General features: G+C 60.4%; 22 protein-coding genes. 14 read left to right on the forward strand and 8 right to left on the reverse strand.

The genetic code is table 11. The features are described from left to right. Positions 1 to 283: 283 nt before the first annotated feature. From ACIQVE_RS00755 to pilG, 6 genes are all read right to left on the reverse strand, one after another. The gene (locus tag ACIQVE_RS00755; RefSeq protein ID WP_402803573.1) at positions 284 to 751 is read right to left on the reverse strand and encodes a chemotaxis protein CheW; all 468 of its coding nucleotides are present in this window, start codon (positions 749 to 751) and stop codon (positions 284 to 286) included. Further along, a complete protein-coding gene (locus tag ACIQVE_RS00760; protein WP_402803575.1) occupies positions 744 to 6,656 on the reverse strand; it encodes an Hpt domain-containing protein in 5,913 nt (1,970 codons plus the stop codon). Before ACIQVE_RS00760 ends, ACIQVE_RS00755 begins: the two co-directional genes overlap by 8 nt. A gap of 11 nt (positions 6,657 to 6,667) precedes the next feature. Continuing rightward, on the reverse strand, positions 6,668 to 8,734 hold the full coding sequence (locus ACIQVE_RS00765; protein WP_402803576.1) for a methyl-accepting chemotaxis protein: 2,067 nt from the start codon (positions 8,732 to 8,734) through the stop codon (positions 6,668 to 6,670). Between the two features lie 375 nt (positions 8,735 to 9,109). Next, positions 9,110 to 9,649 (reverse strand): chemotaxis protein CheW, encoded by a 540-nt coding sequence (locus tag ACIQVE_RS00770; protein ID WP_402803578.1) that lies wholly within the window; start codon positions 9,647 to 9,649, stop codon positions 9,110 to 9,112. A 10-nt stretch (positions 9,650 to 9,659) separates the two neighbouring features. Beyond that, on the reverse strand, positions 9,660 to 10,025 hold the full coding sequence (pilH, locus tag ACIQVE_RS00775; RefSeq protein WP_402803580.1) for a twitching motility response regulator PilH: 366 nt from the start codon (positions 10,023 to 10,025) through the stop codon (positions 9,660 to 9,662). A gap of 60 nt (positions 10,026 to 10,085) precedes the next feature. Next, the gene (gene pilG / locus ACIQVE_RS00780; protein ID WP_116028398.1) at positions 10,086 to 10,490 is read right to left on the reverse strand and encodes a twitching motility response regulator PilG; all 405 of its coding nucleotides are present in this window, start codon (positions 10,488 to 10,490) and stop codon (positions 10,086 to 10,088) included. A gap of 225 nt (positions 10,491 to 10,715) precedes the next feature. On the opposite strand from pilG, the gene gshB reads away from it, so the two are divergent. The 7 genes from gshB (at position 10,716) to ACIQVE_RS00815 (ending at position 16,894) form a co-directional block, all read left to right on the forward strand. Then, positions 10,716 to 11,687, forward strand: a complete 972-nt coding sequence (gshB, locus tag ACIQVE_RS00785) for a glutathione synthase (RefSeq protein WP_402803582.1) — start codon at positions 10,716 to 10,718, stop codon at positions 11,685 to 11,687. A gap of 107 nt (positions 11,688 to 11,794) precedes the next feature. Beyond that, positions 11,795 to 12,694 carry a TonB family protein gene (locus tag ACIQVE_RS00790; protein WP_402803584.1) on the forward strand — a complete coding sequence of 300 codons (900 nt, stop codon included), beginning with the start codon at positions 11,795 to 11,797 and terminating at the stop codon, positions 12,692 to 12,694. Between the two features lie 303 nt (positions 12,695 to 12,997). Continuing rightward, positions 12,998 to 13,570, forward strand: a complete 573-nt coding sequence (locus ACIQVE_RS00795; protein ID WP_402803586.1) for a YqgE/AlgH family protein — start codon at positions 12,998 to 13,000, stop codon at positions 13,568 to 13,570. Then, positions 13,570 to 14,007 carry a Holliday junction resolvase RuvX gene (gene ruvX, locus ACIQVE_RS00800; protein WP_042561537.1) on the forward strand — a complete coding sequence of 146 codons (438 nt, stop codon included), beginning with the start codon at positions 13,570 to 13,572 and terminating at the stop codon, positions 14,005 to 14,007. Before ACIQVE_RS00795 ends, ruvX begins: the two co-directional genes overlap by 1 nt. Positions 14,008 to 14,087: 80 nt before the next feature. Beyond that, positions 14,088 to 14,594, forward strand: coding sequence for a bifunctional pyr operon transcriptional regulator/uracil phosphoribosyltransferase PyrR (gene pyrR / locus ACIQVE_RS00805; protein ID WP_064388083.1), 507 nt, complete (start codon positions 14,088 to 14,090; stop codon positions 14,592 to 14,594). A 27-nt stretch (positions 14,595 to 14,621) separates the two neighbouring features. After that, positions 14,622 to 15,626 (forward strand): aspartate carbamoyltransferase catalytic subunit, encoded by a 1,005-nt coding sequence (locus tag ACIQVE_RS00810; RefSeq protein ID WP_007913665.1) that lies wholly within the window; start codon positions 14,622 to 14,624, stop codon positions 15,624 to 15,626. Further along, positions 15,623 to 16,894 carry a dihydroorotase gene (locus ACIQVE_RS00815; RefSeq protein WP_402803588.1) on the forward strand — a complete coding sequence of 424 codons (1,272 nt, stop codon included), beginning with the start codon at positions 15,623 to 15,625 and terminating at the stop codon, positions 16,892 to 16,894. The genes ACIQVE_RS00810 and ACIQVE_RS00815 overlap by 4 nt, the downstream gene beginning before the upstream one ends. Positions 16,895 to 17,046: 152 nt before the next feature. On the opposite strand, the gene ACIQVE_RS00820 is transcribed toward ACIQVE_RS00815, so the two are convergent. Further along, the gene (locus ACIQVE_RS00820; protein WP_402803591.1) at positions 17,047 to 17,481 is read right to left on the reverse strand and encodes an NINE protein; all 435 of its coding nucleotides are present in this window, start codon (positions 17,479 to 17,481) and stop codon (positions 17,047 to 17,049) included. Positions 17,482 to 17,729: 248 nt separating this feature from the next. On the opposite strand from ACIQVE_RS00820, the gene ACIQVE_RS00825 reads away from it, so the two are divergent. Then, positions 17,730 to 18,347, forward strand: coding sequence for a C40 family peptidase (locus ACIQVE_RS00825; RefSeq protein ID WP_402803592.1), 618 nt, complete (start codon positions 17,730 to 17,732; stop codon positions 18,345 to 18,347). Positions 18,348 to 18,490: 143 nt separating this feature from the next. On the opposite strand, the gene ACIQVE_RS00830 is transcribed toward ACIQVE_RS00825, so the two are convergent. After that, entirely contained in the window at positions 18,491 to 19,525 is a 1,035-nt protein-coding gene (locus tag ACIQVE_RS00830; RefSeq protein WP_007953348.1) for a type IV pilus twitching motility protein PilT, read from the reverse strand. A 56-nt stretch (positions 19,526 to 19,581) separates the two neighbouring features. On the opposite strand from ACIQVE_RS00830, the gene ACIQVE_RS00835 reads away from it, so the two are divergent. From ACIQVE_RS00835 to metW, 6 genes are all read left to right on the forward strand, one after another. Further along, the gene (locus ACIQVE_RS00835) at positions 19,582 to 20,268 is read left to right on the forward strand and encodes a YggS family pyridoxal phosphate-dependent enzyme (RefSeq protein ID WP_402803593.1); all 687 of its coding nucleotides are present in this window, start codon (positions 19,582 to 19,584) and stop codon (positions 20,266 to 20,268) included. A 23-nt stretch (positions 20,269 to 20,291) separates the two neighbouring features. Further along, entirely contained in the window at positions 20,292 to 21,110 is an 819-nt protein-coding gene (gene proC, locus ACIQVE_RS00840) for a pyrroline-5-carboxylate reductase (RefSeq protein WP_402803595.1), read from the forward strand. A gap of 10 nt (positions 21,111 to 21,120) precedes the next feature. Further along, entirely contained in the window at positions 21,121 to 21,711 is a 591-nt protein-coding gene (locus tag ACIQVE_RS00845; protein ID WP_402803597.1) for a YggT family protein, read from the forward strand. Continuing rightward, positions 21,708 to 21,998: a DUF167 domain-containing protein gene (locus ACIQVE_RS00850; protein WP_402803599.1), complete on the forward strand. Its 291-nt coding sequence runs from the start codon at positions 21,708 to 21,710 to the stop codon at positions 21,996 to 21,998. The genes ACIQVE_RS00845 and ACIQVE_RS00850 overlap by 4 nt, the downstream gene beginning before the upstream one ends. Positions 21,999 to 22,221: 223 nt before the next feature. After that, the gene (locus tag ACIQVE_RS00855) at positions 22,222 to 23,361 is read left to right on the forward strand and encodes a homoserine O-acetyltransferase (protein WP_150601979.1); all 1,140 of its coding nucleotides are present in this window, start codon (positions 22,222 to 22,224) and stop codon (positions 23,359 to 23,361) included. A 7-nt stretch (positions 23,362 to 23,368) separates the two neighbouring features. Beyond that, positions 23,369 to 23,989, forward strand: coding sequence for a methionine biosynthesis protein MetW (metW, locus tag ACIQVE_RS00860; protein ID WP_402803602.1), 621 nt, complete (start codon positions 23,369 to 23,371; stop codon positions 23,987 to 23,989). The last annotated feature ends 8 nt before the right edge of the window (positions 23,990 to 23,997 follow it).

Raw genomic sequence — 23,997 nt, forward strand, 5'->3', positions numbered from 1 at the left:
GGCGTGTGGAATGGGTCCATCAATCAAGCAGAGTGGTGAATCGTTACGGTTGGCGTAACGATCAAGAGCACCCTCACCCTAGCCCTCTCCCGGAGGGAGAGGGGACTGATTGGGGGATGCTGGAGAAGTACACCGACCTGAATGTGCTGTGATGAATCCATAATCGACTTGGTTTTTCAGGTCGATATAAAACGCGTTACACCTCGGTCGGCCCCCTCTCCCTCCGGGAGAGGGCTGGGGTGAGGGGTCGCGTCACCACAACATCAAAGCCTTGCACCAGCAATTAAACCAACTCAGCCTCCACCAACAACCTCTCCAACCCCAACAAATCCGGCACCTTCGCCACTTGCTCACCCACCTGAACCGCTGCCTGTTCCAGCGCGCACAACGGCACATCGACATAGCTCAACTGGCTATCGAGTTTGTACGAACGCGGAATCCCCTGCACTAGCAAGGCAATGAACTTGAGTTCCGGCAACCCACCCAAGGCGTTGAGAATCACAATCCGCGCCCGCTCGCCAATAACAACCTTCTGCCCGCACGCCGACTCGAAACTCAGCAGCGGAATCTGCCGCTCCCGCCACGTCACTCGCCCCAGATACCACGGCGGCGTATCCAGGTCGAAGGCGCTGGTCTGATAGTCAATCAGCTCAGCCACGGTCACGTTAGGCAGAATCAGATTGCGGTCCGCCAGCGGCAGCAACAGGCCGGTGAGTTGGCTGCTGCGCGCATTGTGCCGGCGCTTATGCATGTTTCTTGCTCCAATGGGCAATGCTTTCGAGCAGCACCGATTCCTGGTACGGCTTGCCGAGGTAGTCGTTGACGCCGATGGCCATGGCGCGGTCGCGGTGTTTCTGGCCGGTGCGCGAGGTGATCATGATGATCGGCAGGTGTTGCAGGCGTTCGTCGTTGCGCACTTGGGTGGCGACTTCGAAGCCGTCCATGCGCGGCATTTCGATGTCGAGCAGCATCAGGTCGGGCATGTGCTCTTCGAGCAGGAGCATGGCGTCGACGCCGTCCTTGGCGGTCAGTACGTTCATGCCGTGGCGTTCGAGCAATCGGCTGGTGACCTTGCGCACCGTGACCGAGTCGTCGACCACCATCACCAGCAGCGGTTTCTGCGGTTCGCTGTCGATTTCCGGGAGCGTCGGCTGCTGTCTGATTCGCGCCTGCATCGCGCGGATCGGCGCGAGCAAATCAAGAATCAGCACCACCCGACCATCACCCAGAATCGTCGCGCCGGACACGCCCTGCACCGCCGCGAACTGCGCGCCGAGGCTCTTCACCACAATCTCGCGAGTGCCGGCCATGGCATCGACCTGCACTGCAATGTGCCGGTCGTTGTAATGCACCAGCAGCACCGGCAATGGCAGATTCTGGCCGAGCAGTTTCGGCCGTGGCGAGGTTTTCAGCAGTTCGCCCAGATAGCACAACTCATAGCGTTGGCCGCCATATTGATAAGTCGGTGGGTCGAGACGGAAATGCCCTTCGAGGTCATTCGGCAAGACGCGGACGATGCCTTCAATGGTGTTCAGCGGAATCGCGTATTGATCCTCAGCGCACTGCACCATCAATGCGCGATTGACCGACACGGTGAACGGCAACCGAATGCGGAAATGCACGCCCTGCCCCGGCACCGAGTCGATGCTCATGGTGCCACCCAGTTGACGGACTTCTTCGTGAACCACGTCCATGCCGACACCACGCCCGGAAATCTGGGTGATTTTTTCGGCGGTGGAGAACCCCGGCTGAAGGATGAACTGCAACACGTCGCGGTCGCTGATCTCGGCTTCCGGCGCCAGCAAGCCACGCTTGATCGCCTTGCGCCGCACGGCTTCCAAGGGCACGCCAGCGCCGTCGTCGCGAATGTCGAAAACGATGTCGCCACCCTCTCGCGACAGGTCGAGGCTGATTTGCCCTTGCACCGGTTTCCCCGCGGCCAGGCGCACCTCAGTGGATTCCAGACCGTGGTCGACGGCGTTGCGCAGCATGTGTTCCAACGGCGCGGCCATGCGTTCGAGAACGTTGCGATCCATCTCGCCTTCGGCATTGCCGACGATGAAGGCGACATCCTTGTTCAGCTCTTCAGCTACCTGACGGACGATGCGTTTGAGGCGCGGCAACATGCGCTCGAACGGCACCATGCGCGTACGCATCAGGCCTTCCTGCAATTCAGTGTTGATCCGCCCCTGTTGCTGCAACAGGTTCTCGGCGTCGTGGTTGCGGCGGTCGAGGGTTTCCTTGAGGTCGAGCAAGTCCGAGGCGGATTCGAACAGCGCTCGCGACAGTTGCTGCAACTGCGAATGGCGGTCCATTTCCAGCGGATCGAATTCTTCGTAACCGAGGCGCTCGGCGTCGACCTGCTGACGGCTGAGAATCCGCCCCTGAGTTTCGGTGTCGAGGCGACGCAATTGATCGCGCATACGCTCGATGGTGGTTTCCATCTCGTTAAGCGCAATCTGTGCGTCGTTGACTTGCTGTTCGATACGCCCGCGGAAAATCGAGGTTTCCCCCGCCAGATTGACCAGTTCGTCGAGCAATTCGGCGGAGACTTTGACCATGTCCGCGCCGGCGTCGGCGGCAGGTGGTGCGGTCTCTGTCTTGACCGCAAGCGGCAACAGCGGCGGGGTTTCCAGCGTCGCCGGATGACTGAAATTCTTAATCGCGTTGATCAGCCGATCGGCCGGCGGGCACGGTTGCCCGGCGCGCACGGCATCGAGCATTTGCGCCAGTCGGTCATGGCCGCGCTGGACCAGTGCGAACAACTCGGCCGACGCTTGCAGCGTGCCGGCGGAAAGACTCTCGTAAAGGTATTCCAGCTCGTGGGCGAGGTCGCCGATCGGGCCGATCTCGACCATCCGCGCGCCGCCCTTGAGGGTGTGCAGATCGCGCAGCAGGGTTTCCACTTCCTGCCGATTGCCAGGCTCAGCCTGCCAGCGCAGCAGCGCAGCACCGGAGTTTTCGATGATGTCGAAACCTTCTTCGAGGAAGATTTCCAACAGTTCGGGATCGTGCCCTGCACCTTCGTGCTCAGTGGCCGGTTGCATCGTTTCTAGACTGGAGGTCGAGCCTTGGCGAAACTGGCGGATCGACTCGATCAGTTCCTGCGCCGGGTTCAGCGGCTGATGGTTTTGCAGCTGTTCCAGCAGCAGCGCCAAACTCTCGTGGCTCTTGTGCAGCAAGCGGCCGAGGGCTTCGCTGTGGTTGTGGCGCCGATCGACAAGACCTTCGTAGAGGCTTTCCAGCTCTTGGGCCAGATCACCAATGGCTTCGACTTCGGCCATCCGCGCGCCGCCCTTGAGGGTGTGCAAATCGCGCTGCAACGAGGACAGTGGCGCGACGTTGTCCGGATCCTTCAGCCAACGCTGCAACGCTTGCCCGGCGCTGTCGAGAATGTCCACCGCCTCTTCGAGGAAGATCTCGACGATCTCGTCGTCCGGCGCAGGCGTCGACGTGGATTGTGCAAGCTCAGCGGTCGCGGCGCCCAGTTCGCGGATGCTCAAGGTGCGGCTGCCGTCGCTGCGGATCAGGCCCATGGACGACGGATCGAGACTTTCATCTAGCAGGTCGTGAAGCGCACGAATCCGCTCAGGCTGCGGCGTGACTTCCTGGCCGGCGGCCAGCTCGTCGAGCATATTTATCAGCGCTTCGTGGGCGTTCTGCGCCTCGTGGAAGAACCGGTCGCTGACCGCCAGACTGCTTTCTTCCACGGCGCCATACAGGTCGAGCAAGGCTTCGCACAACACATCGACCGGCAGCAGATCCGCCAGGTGCGCGCCTTCGCCGAGGGTAGTCAGTTCATCCAGCAACGCGCTGAGTTCCTGGCGCTCACCGGGGTGTTGCTGCCAGCGCTGCAAGAGGCTTTCAGCGTCGAGCAGGATGTCCATGCCTTGCGCGAGGAAGTTGTTGATGAGTTGCGGATCACGCTTGATCCGCAGGCCGGTGTTCGGCGCATTGAGGATCGATTCCAGACGCTCGGCGAGCAGCGCATCGGTGCGTTTGATCAGTGATTGCGCGCCGACAATCGGCGCCAGCGGATCGTGCTTGAGCTGACGCAAACCGACACGGAACAGGCCCTCGGCTTCGAGGAGCAATTCCACTTCATCGAGGTCGAGCGGCAGTTGATGCGCCTTGAACTCTCGGGCCAGTTGATCGAGCGGCGCGGCCAGTTCGGCAATCGGCAACACACCGGCCATCGATGCGCTGCCCTTGAGGGTGTGTAAGGCGCGCTGCAATTCGTCGCTGGCTTGCAGCGGCACGTGTTCAGCGGCCTGATCGAGAAAGCGGTTGAGGCTGGCGAGATGGGTTTCGGCTTCGTTGCGGAAGATCTCCAGCAACAAGGGATCGAGCGCCGCGACGTCATCCACGTCCTCGGCGGCCAGCGGTTCGTCACCCTTGGCCAACGCATGGGCGCGCGCGGCGAGTTGATCGACATCGCTGCGCTGACGCTGGCGGTGGGTGGCGAATTCGCTGATCAGTTCCGGCAGCAGCAACACCGTGTCGGTCAGCAGTTGCCGGACCACCGAACCGGGTTCGACACTCTGCTCCAATACGCGGTTGAGCAGATTTTCCACGGCCCACGCCAGTTCACCAAGGATCAGCGCACGCACCATGCGGCCGCTGCCTTTCAAGGTGTGGAAGGCGCGGCGCAGTTCGGTCAGTGCGGTGTGATCCTGCGGATTGGCCGACCAGCGCGGCAAGTATTCGTGGAGGACTTCGAGGACCTCGTCGGTTTCTTCGAGGAACACTTCGCGCAGTTCGTCATCCACCGGTTCTTCGTCCGCCGGGGGCGGCATTAGGCTGCCGGGCGTTATCCGCGCGGGCGGGTTGAGCGCCGACACCGGGCTGGCCAGAACCTCGGCCAGCGACTGCACGGTTTGCGGGTCGTCCAGCGCTTGCAAGTCCTGCATGACCAGCGCTTCGCTGGGGCTGAGCACGTCGTCGAGCACCGGCACATATTGCTCGCCGGGCTGCTCGTCGGGAAAGAAACCGAGGCTGGCGAGGCTCTTCTGTGCGATATCCAGCAGCTGTTCGCCGGGCGCCAGCGGGTCGTCGGTCAAGCGTTCCAGATAGTACTCAAGACTGCTGATGACATCGGCGAGGTTGTCCAACTGCTCCCAACCCGGTTCATGCGGATCGAGTAACAGGTGTTCGCGGATAAAACCGTTGCAGGCTTCGACCAGACTCGCCGCACGCGCAAGCGGAATCATCGCCAACGCCCCACGCACCTGAGTCAGCAGCGCCGGTAGTGGTTGCAGGTGCTGGCGGTCCCAGTCGGCGTCAATGTAGTCGACGATCATGTCCTTGGCCTGTTGCAGGCAGATGCGTGCTTCCTTGATCACGATCTGATGAATCTGCGTCAGGTCGGTGGTCGGCAGGCGCGCGTCTTCCGGGCTTTCCGGTTCGACGGTGCCGACCATCCCGGCCAGTGTCGCTTCGACGTAGAGCAAGGCACCGGCGACGTCCATCAGGACGGCGTCATTCGGTTCGCGCTGGCCTTGGGCGATGCTCAAGACCACCGCCAATTGGTCGATGATCACTTTTCGCGGCTGGCCGAAACCGAGCACTGCCAAGGTGTCGGCGATCTGCCGCAGCGGCGCCAGCAAACTTTCCAGATCGGACGTATGTTGACGGTCGCTGCGCACGAACAGGTCGAGCCGCTCCTTGACCCGCACCAGTTCTTCGCACAGCGCCGCCAGCACCGAGCGCATCGCATCGCGGTCGGGGCCGGCCAGGCGCGCGCGTTCTTCGTCGACCATCGCGCTGTCGGGCAAAGCGTCGTCCAGCGAATAGCGATCTTTCATGGTCAGCATCTGCCCGGTGGGATGTACGGCTTTGGCAATATATAACAACAGGCTTTTCAGCAACTCCGCCGGGGGCGGCTGATTGAGTCCGCGCAGGCCTTGTTCGAGCAGGCGCTTGAGCTCCTTGTCGGCATCCTTGAACAGGCTGCGCAGTGCCGGGCTGTTGGCGATTACGCCTTCGCGCATGCCTTCGACCAGTGCCGATGCAACTTGCCACAACGGACTCAACGGCGCATCGCCACTCAGTGCTTCGAGACGGCTGAAGACCTTGGCCAGATAATCGAGGTGAGACTGATCATCCTGTTCACGCAGCAACCCGACCAGGGCCATTTGCAGCATCTGGCGCAACTTGCGCAGTACGTTCGGCAGTTCGGCCGGTTCCAGCAGCGCCAGCGCCTCTTCACTCAGCGGCGCCAGTTCCGGCAGTTGCGGGCTGAACAGGCTGGTTTCCGAAAGCAGACATTCCCCGCGAGCGCTGCGCAAATCATTGATCAACGGCAAGACCACCAGCGGCAGGTCGCGACGGGCGCTCTGCACACGGTCGAGGTAAATCGGTAATTGTCCCAAGGCTTGCAGCAGCAAGTGCAGGGCTTCGTCGCGATGGCTGACGCGCTCGTGCTGGAGGGCTTCAACCAGATGTTCCATTTCTTCGGCCAACAAAGCTGCGCCGTAGAACTCGACCATCTGCAAACTGCCGTGGACCTGATGGATGTAAGCCAGGCACTCGTCCAGCCCGGGAAAGGCCTGCGGATCATCGAGCACGGCTTCGATCGCCTGATGCGCCTGTTTCAGCGTTTCGGCAATTTCGCCCTTGACCCATTCGAGGGCCACGTAATCGTGCCGATCACCCATAACCGCTCCAATCACACTTTATCCGTCGCCGACGCGGACGCGGACGCCGCCGGCAAGGTGAAACCGGATACCGAACGGCGCAACTGACTGGCCATTTTCGCCAGGTTGCCGATGCTTTCGGCGGTGGCCGTGGAGCCGGACGACGTCTGCGAGGTGATCTGCTGGATCACGTTCATGGTCAGGGAAATCTGCCCGGCGGAAGACGTCTGCTGCTGCGCCGCGTTGGAGATACTTTGAATCAGCGCCGCGAGGGTCTTGGATACGCCTTCGATTTCTTCCAGCGCCACACCGGCATCCTGCGCCAGTCGCGCGCCGCGCACCACTTCGGTGGTGGTCTGTTCCATCGAAATGACGGCTTCGTTGGTGTCGGTCTGAATCGCCCGCACCAGAGTTTCGATCTGGCGGGTGGCGGCGGACGAGCGCTCGGCCAGGCGCTGCACTTCGTCGGCAACCACAGCAAAACCGCGCCCGGCATCGCCGGCCATCGACGCCTGAATCGCCGCGTTGAGGGCGAGGATATTGGTCTGGTCGGCAATGTCGTCGATCAGGCTGACGATGTCGCCGATTTCCTGAGACGACTCACCGAGACGCTTGATGCGTTTGGCGGTGTCTTGAATCTGTTCGCGAATGTTGTCCATGCCGTGGATGGTGTTGTGCACCACCTCGTTGCCCTTGTTGGCGATTTCCACGGAGCGCTCGGCCACTGCCGAGGATTCGGCAGCGTTGGCCGAGACCTGATCGATGGACTGAGCCATGTCGCTGATCGCCGTCGAGGCTTCGGAAATCTGCTGCGCCTGATGTTCCGAGGCCTGGGCCAGGTGCATGGCGGTGGCCTGGGTTTCCTGCACGGCGGCGGCGACCTGGCCGGCAGTGAGGTTGATGGTCGCTACCAGATCGCGCAGTTGGTCGACGGAATAGTTGATCGAGTCGGCAATGGTGCCGGTGAAGTCTTCGGTCACCGAGGCGGTCACGGTGAGGTCGCCATCGGCGAGGTCTTCGATTTCGTCGAGCAGACGCATGATCGCGTTCTGGTTACGTTCGTTCTTCTCCGCGGTTTCGCGCAGTTGGCGATTGGTCTCGCGCACCATCACCAGACCGATGAGGATGATCGAGGCCAGCGCCAGCAAGCCGAGCACGTAGCCGCCGATGGTGTCGGTGCTGCGCCCGCCGGCGAGGTTTTCGAAACCGTTGGCCAGGTGCGAGGCTTCGTCGAGCAGGGTTTGCGAGAGGCTGAAGATGTTGCTGGCCGACTCACGGACCTTGAACAGCTCCGGCGAGGTTTCGAGGATTTCATCAACGGAGCCGGAGACGAACTGGAACAGTTCGGAGATTTCACTCAAGCGAGCACGGGCATCGCGGTCTTCAACCTGGCTGATTTTCAACGTCGGATTGCCCTGCAGCATGCCGTTGAGCACTTGGCCAAAACGCGTGGCATCACGCCCAAAGGCATCGGCGGCTTGTTGCGAATTTTCGTCGCCAGCGAGCACGGTGTTGACCGCGCCGAGGATGCGCTCAGCCAACAACGACTGACGCTGAGCCATCGCCACTTGCGCTGCGGGGGCGCCGCGCTGGAGGAGAATCTCGACGACTTTTTCGTATTCGATCTGCAACTGCGGCACGGTTTCGGCCAGCGTCGCGGCGACTTGATGCAGCGACAGCACGGTCTGTTCGGTGGAGAGAATGGCGTCGGTGTTTTTCAGCAGGCGCTCCCAATCGAGCTGCACGGCGCGCATTTCCGGGCGTACGGTGGACGGCGCCGGTGGCAGGCCAGTGACCGGGTCGCCTTTTTTCAGGTAACCCCAGCGCTGGGCGAAATCGTTGCGGGCGTCACTCAACAATTTGAACGCGGCAGCCTTGCCGGCAGCGGCTTCGGTGGCGTTCTTGGCGATGCGTTGCGAGAGCACGCGCAGTTCACCGGCGTGGCCGATGTACTGTTTATCGTAGTTCGCCTGGGTGTTGAGGTACGCGAAGTTGGCGAACAGCAGCATGATGAACACGATCAGTGCGATAAACAGCACGATGATCTGCGAGCGACTGCGCGATCCTTCTGCTGGCTTGCCTGTTTTTGCTTTTGTCATCGGTCCTCGCCTGTTTGAAGCTCTCCGAAGCACCTGTGGGAGCTAGCTTGGTGTGAGGGGGCGCTGTGGTGATGGGTGCTTATTATGAGGGGATTATGTGGCGAGGGGATTTATCCCCGTTGGGTCGCGTAGCGGCCCCAAAATCTGCAATGCCTGACCATCGTCAGCGCATGCGATTTTTTGCGACTGCTTCGCAGCCGAACGGGGATAAATCCCCTCGCCACAGGATTATCTCACCTACAAATCCCCTCACCCAGAAATCCCCGCACCCAACAAATCCCCTCACCACAAAAGCCCTTCACCACAGGATCCTCTGAACCCCAGAATCCCTTCATCACAGAGTTGATTCCCACAATGGGTTCTCTGTTGTTGCGGTTATATCGCGACGCTCATGAACACCGGGGATTTGGCCAGCGCAAACAAACTGAATACCCGCCAGTTCTGCTCGCGCCGGAAATAGCCTTTGACGAACTCGGCCTTCGAGCCCTGGCGTTTGCTGATCGACAGCGGTTCAAAACTGTCCTGCTCGAAATGCTGCAAGCCGATGACTTCATCGACCATCAACCCGGCAAACACATCCTCATGGTCGACCACCAATACCCGCCGCTGTTTGCGTAACGGTGACAGTTCATGCCCGAAGAAACCGCACAGATCCATGATCGGCAGCAAGCGCCCACGCAGGTTAGCCACACCCTTGACCCACGGCTTGACGCCGGGCAATTGGGTGAACCGCGGCTCGTGCAGCACTTCGCTGACTTCGCCCATCGGCGCGACATACCAGTGTTCGCCGAGGCGAAAACCGATACCGCTCCAGCGATCCTGGCGCGCCGGTTGTGACGGCAGATCCGCCGCCAGCAAGCGGCAGCGCTGGTCGATCTGCCAAAGCAGTTCGAACGCAGTCAGCGATTCGCTCATGGCTGCGCGATCAACCGTTCAGCACGTTGTTCAGGGTTTTTATCAGGGTGTCTTCGTCGACCGGTTTGGTCAGGTAGTCCTTGGCGCCCTGGCGGGTGCCCCAGACCTTGTCGGTTTCCTGATCCTTGGTGGTGATGATGATCACCGGGATATGCCCGGTTTCCGGATCCTTGGTCAACTGACGGGTCGCCTGAAAACCATTGAGGCCGGGCATGACGATGTCCATCAGCACAGCATCAGGTTTTTCCTGACGGGCCAGTGCCACGCCGTCGGCGCCGTTTTCGGCTTTGAGCACTACATGGCCGTGCTTTTCGAGCATGCCGGTCAGTTTGTACATTTCAGTCGGCGAATCATCGACGATCAGGATACGTGCCATGGTCTTCCCCATTTTTCTTGTCGACATCCGGCCCGCTGGCCGAGCGTCTCAGTGCGTTTCTTACTGCGGCAAAACGGCGGCGAAGCCCGGAACATGGGCCTGAATCGCGCTGAGCAGTTCTTCCTTGCTGAAAGGCTTGGTCAGAAATTGATCGGAACCGACAATCCGCCCCTTGGCCTTGTCGAACAACCCGTCCCGGGACGACAGCATGATCACCGGCGTGGCCTTGAACGCACTGTTGTTCTTGATTAAAGCGCAGGTCTGATAACCATCCAGACGCGGCATCATGATGTCGACAAAAATGATCCCGGGGTGGTTGTCGGCGATCTTCGCCAAAGCGTCGAAACCGTCGATCGCCGTGATGACTTCGCAACCGACATTCTTCAACAAGGTTTCGGCGGTACGGCGAATCGTTTTCGAGTCGTCGATCACCATGACCTTCAAGGCGCTGGACTGCTGTTCCATAAGAGGGCTCTACCGTCGCCTTTGCGAATCAAATTGTCCGTTTTGCTATCAGTAATGGCGCCAAACCCTTGATGCTCAAGGGCCAGCACGATATGCCAGCCTTTTTAGCACAGTCTCCAGATGCAATCTATCGACGGGTTTTCCCTTGACCGAAAACCCTGCCGGCGCCACTCTGGCGGCACTTTTTTCATACCGATCCGGTAGCCAATTTTCGAGGAAAACCCAATGAGCGTTCGCGTCGGGATTGTCATGGACCCTATCGCCAGCATCTCCTATAAAAAGGATAGCTCGCTGGCCATGCTGCTGGCCGCGCAGAAGCGCGGCTGGGAACTGTTTTATATGGAACAGCGCGACCTGTATCAGGGTGAAGGTCAGGCGCGGGCGCGCATGAAGCCGCTGAAAGTCTTCGCCAACCCGGAAAAATGGTTCGAACTGGACGCCGAACAGGACATCCCGCTGAGCGATCTGGACGTGATCCTGATGCGCAAGGATCCGCCGTTCGATATGGAGTTCGTTTACTCCACCTACCTGCTTGAACAGGCTGAAACTGCCGGTGTGCTGGTGGTCAACAAGCCGCAGAGCCTGCGCGACTGCAACGAAAAGCTGTTCGCCACGCTGTTTCCGCAGTGCACGCCGCCCACCGTGGTCAGCCGCCGCGCCGACGTATTGCGCGAATTTGCCGCGAAACACGGCGATGTCATCCTTAAACCGCTGGACGGCATGGGCGGCACGTCGATCTTCCGTCACCGCGTTGGCGATCCGAACCTGTCGGTGATTCTGGAAACCCTGACCGCCCTCGGCGGCCAGCAGATCATGGGCCAGGCCTATCTGCCAGCGATCAAGGACGGCGACAAGCGCATCCTGATGATTGACGGCGAGCCGGTGGATTATTGCCTGGCGCGGATTCCGGCCCAAGGCGAAACCCGTGGCAACCTCGCCGCTGGTGGTCGTGGCGAAGCGCGTCCGCTGACCGACAAGGATCGCTGGATCGCCGCTCAGGTCGGCCCGACCTTGCGTGAAAAAGGCCTGCTGTTCGTCGGCCTGGATGTGATCGGCGAAAGCCTCACCGAAATCAACGTCACCAGCCCGACCTGCATCCGTGAAATCGACAACGCCTTCGGCACCGACATTGGCGGGATGCTGATGGATGCTATCGACAAGAAGCTGCAAGCGGCCGGCAAAAAGCCACAAGCTTGATGCACGTCACATGCAGCTTGTCGCTTGAAGCGTGAAGCCCAAGGCGTGAAACCAACATTGCGTTATGATGCGCAGCCTCTGAAAAACGCGATGTTGGTTTTTTTGTCATGACCCTCCCGTCCGATCTACCCGCTGAACTCGCCCATCGTGGTGTGCGCCCGGCCGATCGCCTCGGATTTACCCTATTCCTTGCCGCGCTGATTCATTTGGCGCTGCTGCTCGGCGTCGGGTTCACGATGGTCGAGCCGAAACAGATCAGCAAAACCCTGGAAATCACCCTGGCCACGTTCAAGAGCGAGAAAAAGCCCGAAAAGGCAGACTTTCTCGCTCAGGAACACCAGGAAGGCAGCGGCACGCTGGACAAGAAGGCGATTCCGAAGACCACCGAGATCGCGCCGTTTCAGGACAATCAGGTCAAAAAAGTCACGCCGCCACCGGCCGCCAAGCCGCAGGTGCAGGAAGCCGCGCCCAAGGCTGCCGTGACCACGGTTGCACCGACGCCGAAAAAAGCCCCGACCAAGAAAGAAGAAGCCAAAACCGAAGTCAAACCGTCGGTCGACGCGCCGACGTTCGACAGCTCGCAGCTGTCCAGCGACATCGCCAGCCTCGAAGCGGAACTGGCCAAGGAACAACAGCTGTACGCCAAGCGCCCGCGAATCCACCGTTTGAGCGCCGCTTCGACCATGCGCGACAAGGGTGCCTGGTACAAAGACGATTGGCGCAAAAAGGTCGAACGCATCGGCAACCTCAATTACCCCGAGGAAGCCCGGCGCAAGCAGATCTACGGCAATTTGCGCCTGATGGTGTCGATAAACCGCGATGGCTCGCTGTATGAAGTGCTGGTGCTGGAATCGTCCGGCCAGCCGCTGCTGGATCAGGCCGCGCAGCGCATCGTCCGACTGGCGGCGCCGTTTGCACCGTTTACCGGGGATCTGTCGGATATCGACCGACTGGAAATCATCCGCACCTGGAAATTCGCCCGGGGCGACAAGCTCTCCAGTAACTGAACATTTGCGCGAAACATTTGCGGTGATGAGATTTCTGTGTAAACGGGATTCCTGTGCTGATGGGATTCATTGTGGTGATTAGATCTATTGTGGCGAGGGGATTTATCCCCGTTGGGGCGCGAAGCGGCCCTGAATCCAGTGGCAAGTTATGTCTGACACACCGTGCGCGCAGGTTTAGCGACTGCTTCGCAGCCGAACGGGGATAAATCCCCTCGCCACAAAAGCCCATTCCATCGTTGGAGCAGTTTTGTTGTAAGCATCCCCAGCTTGTCAGTTTGCCCCTTGAACGCCACACTAGCGCACATGAAAAACGTCAGCCCAAGCTACCTCAAGCATCAATTCCTGATCGCCATGCCGCACATGGCCGACCCGAACTTTGCCCATACCTTGACCTACATCGTCGAGCACACGGCCAATGGCGCTATGGGGATTGTGGTCAATCGACCGCAAGAGCTGAATCTGGCTGACATTCTTGAGCAACTGCGCCCTGACATCGAGCCGCCCGCACTGTGCCAGCACGTGCCGATCTTCATTGGCGGCCCGGTACAGACCGATCGCGGTTTTGTCCTGCACCCGGCGGGCAAGACCTTCCAGGCCACCGCAGAGCTTGAGGGCGACCTGGCACTGTCCACCTCGCAGGACGTGCTGTTCGCCATCGCTGACGGCATGGGGCCGGCAAAAAGCCTGATCGCCCTCGGTTACGCCGGTTGGGAAGCCGGGCAATTGGAGGCCGAAATGGCCGACAACGCCTGGCTGACCTGCCCGTACGAAGCCGACATCCTCTTCAACACCAGCAGTGAGCTGCGTCTGGAAGCGGCAGCCAAGCACTTGGGGATCAACCTCAACCTGCTGACCAGCCAGGCGGGGCACGCCTGATGGCCCTGCGCCTGATTCTCGGCTTCGACTACGGCACCAAACAGATCGGCGTTGCCGTCGGTCAGGTGATCACCGGCCAAGCCCGCGAGCTGTGCACCTTGAAAGCGCAGAACGGTGTGCCCGACTGGAACCAGGTCGAAGCGCTTATAAAGGAATGGAAACCAGACGCCGTCGTCGTCGGCCTGCCGTTGAACATGGACGGCACACCCAGCGACATGTGCGTGCGCGCCGAGAAATTCGCCCGGCGTCTCAACGGCCGCTACAACCTGCCCTTCTATACCCACGATGAACGCCTGACGACTTTCGAAGCCAAAGGCGAGCGCCTGGCGCGTGGCGGTCAGAAGGGCAGTTACCGCGACAACCCGGTGGACGCCATCGCTGCCGCTCTGCTGTTGCAGGGCTGGCTCGATGAAAACACTGCATTGTTTGAATCCTGACAAGCGCTTCGGCGCTTTTCTTTTGAGTTAACACCCGAGTTTCGTCCAAGGACGCCACTCGACCCCAAGAAGGAACAACCATGAGCCTGCCAAATCCCGCCGATCTGATCAGCCAGATGGCAACCCGCCTCAAGGCGCACCTTGCCCAGCGTGACATCAGCGAACCACGTTACATCGGTATCCGTACCGGCGGCATCTGGGTCGCGCAGGCGCTGCTCAAGGAGCTGGGCAGCGACGCACCGCTGGGCACGCTGGATGTCTCCTTTTACCGCGACGACTTCAGCCAGAACGGCCTGCACCCGCAAGTGCGCCCGTCCGCCCTGCCCTTTGAGATCGAAGGCCAGCATCTGGTGCTGATCGATGACGTACTGATGAGCGGCCGCACCATCCGCGCCGCCATGAACGAATTGTTCGACTACGGCCGCCCGGCCAGCGTGACGCTGGTGTGCCTGCTCGACCTGGACGCCGGCGAGCTGCCGATCCGCCCGAACGTGGTTGGCGCGACCCTGTCACTGGCCGCTCACGAGCGCGTGAAGCTCTCCGGTCCCGAGCCGCTGACGCTTGAACTGCAAGATTTCAACCTTTAATCCGCCCTATTGAGAGTCCCCCTCGCGATGACGCCTCTAGATACCAAGCGCCCGCTGCAGCTCAATGATCAGGGCCAGCTGCGCCACTTCCTCTCGCTCGACGGCCTACGCCGCGAGTTGCTGACGGAAATCCTCGACACTGCCGACTCGTTCCTCGAAGTCGGCGCCCGGGCGGTGAAGAAAGTCCCGTTGTTGCGCGGCAAGACCGTGTGCAACGTGTTCTTCGAAAACTCCACCCGCACCCGCACCACCTTCGAACTGGCGGCCCAGCGGCTGTCGGCGGACGTGATCACCCTGAACGTGTCGACCTCGTCGGCGAGTAAAGGTGAAACGCTGCTCGACACCCTGCGCAACCTCGAAGCGATGGCCGCCGACATGTTCGTCGTGCGCCACGGTGACTCGGGCGCTGCGCATTTCATCGCCGAGCATGTTTGCCCACAGGTGGCGATTATCAATGGCGGCGACGGCCGTCACGCGCACCCGACACAAGGCATGCTCGACATGCTGACGATTCGTCGGCACAAGGGCGGTTTCGAAAACCTCTCGGTGGCCATCGTCGGCGACATCCTGCACTCGCGGGTAGCGCGCTCGAACATGCTCGCGCTGAAGACCCTCGGTTGCCCGGACATCCGCGTGATCGCGCCGAAGACCTTGCTGCCGATCGGCATCGAGCAATACGGCGTCAAGGTCTACACCGACATGACCGAAGGCCTGAAAGACGTCGACGTGGTGATCATGCTGCGCCTGCAACGTGAGCGCATGACCGGCGGTCTGCTGCCGAGCGAGGGCGAGTTCTACCGCCTGTTCGGCCTGACCACCGCGCGTCTGGCCGGGGCCAAACCCGATTGCATCGTCATGCACCCGGGGCCGATCAACCGTGGCGTGGAAATCGAGTCAGCGGTGGCCGATGGCCCGCACTCGGTGATACTCAATCAGGTCACCTACGGCATCGCGATTCGTATGGCCGTGCTGTCCATGGCCATGAGCGGGCAGACAGCCCAGCGCCAATTCGAGCAGGAGAACGCCCAGTGAAGCTCAGCATTCTCAGCGCACGCGTCATCGATCCAAGCAGTGGCCTGGATCAAATCACCGACATTCACGTTGAAGCCTGCAAGATCATTGCCCTCGGCGCGGCGCCGGCCGGTTTCAGCGCAGTAGAAACCATTGATGCCACAGGCCTTGTGGCCGCTCCGGGGCTGGTCGACTTGAATGTTGCTCTGCGCGAGCCGGGCTACAGCCGCAAGGGCAGCATCGCCAGCGAAACCCGCGCCGCCGCAGCCGGTGGCGTGACCAGCCTGTGCTGCCCGCCGCACACCAAACCGGTGCTCGACACCTCCGCCGTGACCGAACTGATCCTCGACCGCGCCCGCGAAGCCGGCAACACCAAGGTGTTCCCGATCGGCGCGCTGAGCAAAGGTCTGGACGGTGAGCAGCTCGCCGAACTGGTCGCGCTGCGTGACGCCGGTTGTGTGGCGTTCGGCAATGGCCTGGAGAGTTTCCGCAACACCCGCACCCTGTGCCGGGCGCTGGATTACGCGGCGACGTTCGACCTGACGGTGATCTTCAACTCGCAGGATCACGATCTGGCTGAAGGTGGCCTGGCCCATGAAGGCGCCGTGGCCAGTTTCCTCGGTCTGCCGGGCATTCCGGAAACCGCTGAAACCGTGGCGCTGGCTCGCGACCTGTTGCTGGTCGAGCAAACCGGCGTGCGCGCGCACTTCAGCCAACTGACCAGCGCTCGCGGTGTTGCGCTGATTGCTCAGGCCCAGGCCCGTGGCTTGAGGGTGACAGCGGATGTGGCGCTGTATCAACTGATCCTGACCGACGAAGCGCTGATCGACTTCAGCAGCCTCTATCACGTACAGCCGCCGCTACGCACCCGCGCTGACCGCGATGGCCTGCGTGAAGCAGTGAAATCTGGGGTGATCTCGGCGATTTCCAGCCATCACCAACCCCATGAGCGTGACGCCAAACTGGCGCCGTTCGGCGCGACCGAGCCGGGCATCAGCAGCGTTGAACTGCTGCTGCCGCTGGCGATGACGCTGGTTGAGGATGGTTTGCTCGATCTGCCGACGTTGCTCTCTCGCCTGAGCGCAGGCCCAGCCGAAGCGCTGCGCCTGCCGGCCGGCAAACTGGCGGTGGGCGGTGCGGCGGATATCGTGCTGTTCGATCCGAAGGCATCGACGGTAGCCGGTGAAAGCTGGTTGTCGAAGGGCGAGAACTGCCCGTTCATGGGCCACAGCTTGCCGAGTGTGGTTCGCTATACGCTGGTGGATGGGCGGATCAGCCACCAGGCGTAACTCTGTGGCGAGGGGATTTATCCCCGTTCGGCTGCGAAGCAGTCGCAAAACCGTTGCACTCGGTGATTCTGTACCACCGCAGCTGCCGATTTTGGGGCCGCTACGCGACCCATCGGGGCGGTGCGACGATTCGCTAAATCCCCTCGCCACAATTACTGAAAGGCGCCGCGATTCTGCGCGTTGCGCACCGACACCTGATCGTTCAGCGTCCAGAAGTCATACAGCACGCCAATAAAGAACAACCCGCCGGTCAGCAGGTACAACAAGCCGCTGATCCACTTGCCCTGGTACATCCGGTGCACGCCTAGCACGCCGAGAAACGTCAGCAGAATCCACGCCACGTTGTACTCGATCGGACCATCGGTAAAACGCAGATCCGCTTCGCGATCCATTGCCGGAATCAGAAACAGGTCGATCAGCCAGCCAATCCCCGCCAAACCAAAGGTGAAGAACCAGATCGTCCCGGTCACTGGCTTGCCGTAATAAAAGCGGTGAGCGCCGGTAAATCCGAAGATCCACAGCAGATAACCGATGATTTTGCTGTGGGTGGTTTTTTCCTTCACACGGGGTAGCTGATAGCTGTTCATGAAGACCTCGATGCACTCGATAGATAAATATTCTTTAATTCTTTGTGACTTTTTTACAGGTAGCCGACGTATGGCAAATGTTACCGTTGCTACCGTCAAAGCCTTATAGCACCGGACTTCTGTCCGACAATCGCGTCAATTTGCCGCTTATTTGGTTCCGTTGCCTCCCGTTTGAATCGACCAACGGCCTCGGAAGGGACAAAAAAGCTGTTATAAAGTTGCGCGCTATCACTTAAGAGCCACGCCGAATGCGACCATTTTTCAAGACATGGCTAACTATTTGCCTATTAATGCCACTGGCCGCCCACGCCACCAATCGTGAGCAACGTCTTCCCAACGTTAACGGCTTTACCCCTAAATCTCACGCTTCTGCCCCTTCGAGCAAAAGCAAACAAAGCAAAATCACCACGCTGAGCAGCAAAAGCCGCAGCAGCCTGGTGCCGCCAATGGCGAGCAAGGAAAGCAGCAACGTCCTGAGCCGCGCCGTTAACGTCCTCGGTACTCCTTATCGTTGGGGCGGCAGCAGCCCAAGTAAAGGCTTCGATTGCAGCGGCCTGGTGAAATACGCGTTCAACGACGCCACGTTTGACCTGCCACGCACCTCCAACGCCATGGCCAGCGGCCACGGTGAGAAAGTCGACCGCAAGGATCTGAAACCGGGCGACTTGATTTTCTTCAAACTCAAGAGCCGTCGAGTCAACCACGTTGCCATTTACTTGGGCAACGACCGCTTTATCCACGCGCCACGCCGTGGCAAGTCGGTGAGCATCGACACGTTGAATAAGCCGTACTGGCAGAAGCACTACGTGGTTGCCAAACGTGTGCTGCCGAAAGAGCCGAACCAGATGCGCGTCGTTCAGCGCTGATCTGACTGATCCTGTAGCTGCTTTGGCAGTACTGGCCACTTCGCGAGCAAGCTCGCTCCCACATCGAATGTGTGAACGACACAGATCCAATGTGAGAGCGAGCTTGCTCGCGAAGGGGCCGGTGATAACAGCGAAATCCCCCCTCAGAAATTATCTGGCGTGCGCGCCTTCTCCCGCGCATGCTCGCGACTGATCAACCCCTTGGTCACCAGATCCTTCAGGCACATATCGAGTGTCTGCATCCCCAGCGACCCACCGGTCTGAATCGCCGAATACATCTGCGCCACCTTGTCCTCGCGGATCAGGTTTCGGATCGCCGACGTTCCCAGCATGATCTCGTGCGCCGCCACTCGTCCGCCGCCAATCTTCTTGATCAACGTCTGCGAAACCACCGCCAGCAGTGACTCTGACAGCATCGAACGTACCATCGACTTCTCGTCACCGGGGAACACATCCACCACACGGTCGATGGTTTTCGCGGCAGATGTCGTGTGCAGCGTGCCGAACACCAAGTGCCCGGTTTCAGCGGCGGTCAGCGCAAGGCGAATGGTTTCCAGATCGCGCATCTCACCCACCAGAATCACGTCGGGGTCTTCACGCAGCGCTGATCGAAGAGCCGTGGCGAAACTGCGGGTATCGCGGTGGACTTCACGCTGATTGATCAGGCATTTGCGTGATTCGTGAACAAACTCGATCGGATCTTCGATGGTGAGGATGTGGTGATGACGATGGGTGTTGAGGTAGTCGATCATCGCCGCCAGCGTGGTCGACTTGCCGGAACCGGTCGGCCCGGTCACCAGCACCAACCCGCGCGGGGCATCGGTGATCTTGCGGAAAACATCGCCCATGGCGAGGTCTTCCATGCTCAGCACTTTCGAGGGAATGGTGCGGAATACGGCCCCCGCGCCACGATTCTGATTGAAGGCATTGACCCGAAAGCGCGCCACGCCGGGGACTTCGAAGGAAAAGTCGGTTTCCAGATGTTTCTCGAAGTCGACCCGCTGGGTGTCGTTCATGATGTCGTAGATCAATTCGTGCACTTGCTTGTGATCGAGCGCCGGCAGATTGATCCGCCGCACATCGCCATCGACGCGGATCATCGGCGGCAGACCGGCCGACAGGTGCAGGTCAGAAGCGCCCTGTTTGGCGCTGAAGGCCAGCAGTTCAGTGATATCCATAGCGCTCCTCAATTCCAGTAGAATGCCGCGAACCTTCAGACCGCCGGCGCCTCTTGATGTCCACGATAGCAGACAACATCCTTCAGGTTAGTTCGCGCATCCAGGCTGCCACCGCTGCTGCCGGGCGTGCTGACAATAGCGTCCAGTTGCTCGCCGTGAGCAAAACCAAACCCGCCGAGGCACTGCGCGAAGCTTATGCCGCCGGCCTGCGCGACTTTGGCGAGAACTATCTGCAAGAGGCCCTGAGCAAACAGCTCGAACTGGCCGACCTGCCCTTGATCTGGCACTTCATCGGCCCCATTCAATCGAACAAGACTCGCGCTATTGCCGAGCATTTCGAATGGGTGCATTCCGTGGATCGTCTGAAAATTGCCCAGCGCCTGTCCGAACAGCGCCCGGCCGACCTGCCGCCGCTGAACATCTGCATTCAGGTCAACGTCAGCGGTGAAGCCAGCAAATCCGGCTGCACCCCGGCCGACTTGCCGGAGCTGGCCAATGCCATCAGCGCCCTGCCACGCCTGAAGCTGCGTGGGCTGATGGCAATTCCCGAGCCGACTGAAGATCGCGCTGAACAGGACGCCGCATTTGCTGCCGTGCAGAAATTGCAGGCCAGCCTTGATCTGCCGCTCGACACACTTTCCATGGGCATGAGCCACGACCTCGAGTCGGCCATTGCCCAGGGCGCCACCTGGGTTCGTATCGGTACGGCCCTGTTTGGCGCCCGCGACTATTCCCAATCTTGAAACTTTCCAGATAAGGACCTGACATGAGCGACACACGTATTGCCTTTATCGGTGCCGGCAACATGGCCGCCAGCTTGATCGGCGGCCTGCGCGCCAAGGGTCTGGAAGCTGCACACATCCGCGCCAGCGATCCGGGCGAAGAAACCCGCGCCAACGTCAGCGCCGAACATGGCATTGAAACTTTCGCCGACAACGCTCAGGCCATCGACGGCGTCGACGTTGTCGTGCTGGCGGTCAAGCCACAGGCGATGAAAGCCGTGTGCGAAGCGCTTCGCCCGAGCCTCAAACCCAATCAACTGGTGGTCTCCATCGCCGCCGGCATCACCTGCGCGAGCATGACGGCATGGCTCGGCGAGCAGCCGATCGTACGCTGCATGCCCAACACCCCGGCGCTGCTGCGCCAAGGTGTCAGCGGTCTGTACGCCACCCGCGAAGTGACTGCCGAGCAACGTCAGCAAGCCGAAGAGCTGCTGTCCGCCGTCGGCATCGTGCTGTGGCTGAATGAAGAACAACAACTGGACGCGGTGACGGCTGTATCCGGTTCCGGCCCTGCGTACTTCTTCCTGCTGATCGAAGCGATGACCGCCGCTGGCGTCAAGCTCGGCCTGCCGAAAGAAACCGCTGAGCAACTGACCCTGCAAACCGCTCTGGGCGCCGCGCACATGGCGGTGGCCAGTGACGTCGATGCTGCCGAACTGCGTCGTCGCGTGACCTCGCCGGCCGGCACCACCGAAGCCGCGATCAAATCGTTCCAGGCCGGGGGCTTCGAAGCCCTGGTGGAAAAAGCACTCGGCGCCGCCGCGCACCGCTCGGCCGAAATGGCCGAACAACTGGGCAAATAAGGAGCCTTACATGATTGGATTGAACACCGCAGCGGTTTACGTGCTGCAAACCCTCGGCAGTCTGTATCTGCTGATCGTGCTGCTGCGCTTTGTCCTGCAACTGGTGCGGGCGAACTTCTACAACCCGCTTTGCCAGTTCATCGTCAAAGCTACCCAGCCGTTGCTCAAGCCACTGCGCCGGATCATCCCGAGCATGTTCGGTCTGGACATGTCGTCGCTGGTGCTGGCGATTCTGGTGCAACTGGCGCTGATGGCGCTGACCCTGCTGCTGACTTACGGGACCATCGGCAACCCGCTGCAACTGTTTATCTGGTCGCTGATCGGCGTAACTGCGCTGTTCCTGAAGATTTTCTTCTTTGCCCTGATCATCAGCGTGATCCTCTCGTGGGTCGCTCCGGGCAGCCACAACCCTGGCGCTGAACTGGTCAATCAGATCTGCGAGCCAGCCCTGGCGCCGTTCCGCAAGTTCCTGCCTAACCTGGGTGGCCTGGATCTGTCGCCGATCTTCGCCTTCCTCGCGCTGAAGCTGATCGACATGCTGGTGATCAACAATCTGGCGGCGATGACGATGATGCCGGAAATCCTCCGTCTGCTGATGTGAGCTGGTTCCGCTGGGACGGTGACGACCTGATTCTGGAGTGTCACCTGCAACCGGCAGCCCGTAGCGATGATTTCTGCGGGCTGCACGGTGATCGGCTGAAAATCCGCCTGACCGCACCGCCGGTGGAGGGCAAGGCCAATGCGTATCTGATGGGCTTTCTGGCCAAGGCTTTTGGGGTGTCCAAGAGTCAGGTCAGTCTGCTCAGTGGTGAGTTGAACCGGCAGAAGCGGGTGAAGATTTGCTCGCCGAAGAAGTTGCCGGATTTGCCTGACCTTATGCGCCCCTGACCTCCTGTGGCGAGGGGATTTATCCCCGCTGGGTGGCGAAGCCGCCCCCTGCTTTCTTCCAGCCAGATCGAGTCAGCAGGTTTCACGACTGCTGCGCAGCCGAACGGGGATAAATCCCCTCGCCACAGGGGTTGTGATCAATGAACGATCAGGCCCGATCGTTGCTTGCCGCTAACCCCACCGGTCTTTAGACTTACGCCTCATTTCAACGAGAGCAGGGTCGATGCCAACTGCCTTTCCCGCCGATTCTGTTGGTCTGGTGACGCCGCAAACGGCGCACTTCAGCGAACCTCTGGCCCTGGCCTGTGGCCGTTCGCTGCCAGCGTATGACCTGATCTACGAAACCTACGGCACGCTGAACGCACAGGCGAGCAACGCCGTGCTGATCTGCCACGCCTTGTCCGGCCATCATCACGCCGCCGGTTATCACAGCGTCGACGACCGTAAACCCGGTTGGTGGGACAGCTGCATAGGCCCCGGCAAACCGATCGACACCAGCAAGTTTTTCGTGGTCAGCCTGAACAACCTCGGCGGCTGCAACGGCTCTACCGGCCCGAGCAGCATCAACCCGGAGACCGGCAAACCGTTCGGTGCCGACTTCCCGGTGCTCACCGTGGAAGACTGGGTGCACAGCCAAGCGCGTCTCGCTGACCTGCTCGGCATCGGCCAGTGGGCAGCGGTGATCGGCGGCAGCCTCGGCGGTATGCAGGCGCTGCAATGGACCATCACTTATCCGGATCGCGTGCGTCACTGCCTGGCCATCGCCTCGGCCCCCAAGCTGTCGGCGCAGAACATCGCCTTCAACGAAGTGGCGCGCCAAGCGATTCTCACTGACCCGGAATTCCACGGTGGTTCGTTCCAGGAAGCGGGTGTGATCCCCAAGCGCGGCCTGATGCTGGCGCGCATGGTCGGACACATCACTTACCTGTCCGATGACTCGATGGGCGAGAAATTCGGCCGTGGCCTGAAGAGCGAGAAGCTCAACTACGACTTCCACAGTGTCGAGTTCCAGGTCGAAAGCTACCTGCGCTATCAGGGCGAAGAGTTCTCCGGACGCTTCGACGCCAACACCTATCTGTTGATGACCAAGGCACTGGATTACTTCGATCCGGCGGCGAACTTCGACGATAACCTGGCGAAAACCTTCGAGAACGCCACGGCCAAATTCTGCGTGATGTCGTTCACCACCGACTGGCGCTTCTCCCCGGCCCGCTCGCGGGAGCTGGTCGATGCGCTGATGGCTGCGCGCAAAGACGTCAGCTATCTGGAGATCGACGCACCGCAGGGCCACGACGCCTTCCTGATTCCGATCCCGCGTTATTTGCAGGCGTTCGGCAATTACATGAACCGAATCACGTTGTGAGAAAGCCATGAGAGCTGATCTGGAAATCATCCAGGAATGGATCCCCGCCGGCAGCCGCGTCCTCGACCTCGGTTGCGGTGACGGCGAGCTGCTGACCTGGCTGCGCGACAACAAGCAGGTCACCGGTTATGGCCTGGAAAACGATGCTGACAACATTGCCCAGTGCGTGGCCAAAGGCGTCAACGTCATCGAGCAGGATCTGGACAAGGGCCTCGGCAACTTTGCCAGCAACAGTTTCGACATCGTCGTCATGACCCAGGCCCTGCAAGCCGTGCACTACCCGGACAAGATCCTCGACGAAATGCTGCGGGTCGGTCGTCAGTGCATCATCACCTTCCCTAACTTCGGCCACTGGCGCTGCCGCTGGTATCTGGCGAGCAAGGGCCGCATGCCGGTGTCCGACTTCCTGCCATACACCTGGTACAACACGCCGAACATTCACTTCTGCACGTTCGAAGATTTTGAAGCACTTTGCCGCGAACGTGATGCGAAGGTCATTGATCGGCTTGCCGTGGATCAACAGCACCGCCACGGGTGGGCCAGTAAGCTATGGCCTAATCTGTTAGGTGAGATTGGTATCTACCGCGTCAGCAGTCCGGTGCTCGCCGATCATCAAGTCGCGGTCTGACATTCGAG

The sequence above is a fragment of the Pseudomonas sp. NPDC098747 genome, from assembly GCF_044760045.1.
GTDB lineage: Bacteria > Pseudomonadota > Gammaproteobacteria > Pseudomonadales > Pseudomonadaceae > Aquipseudomonas.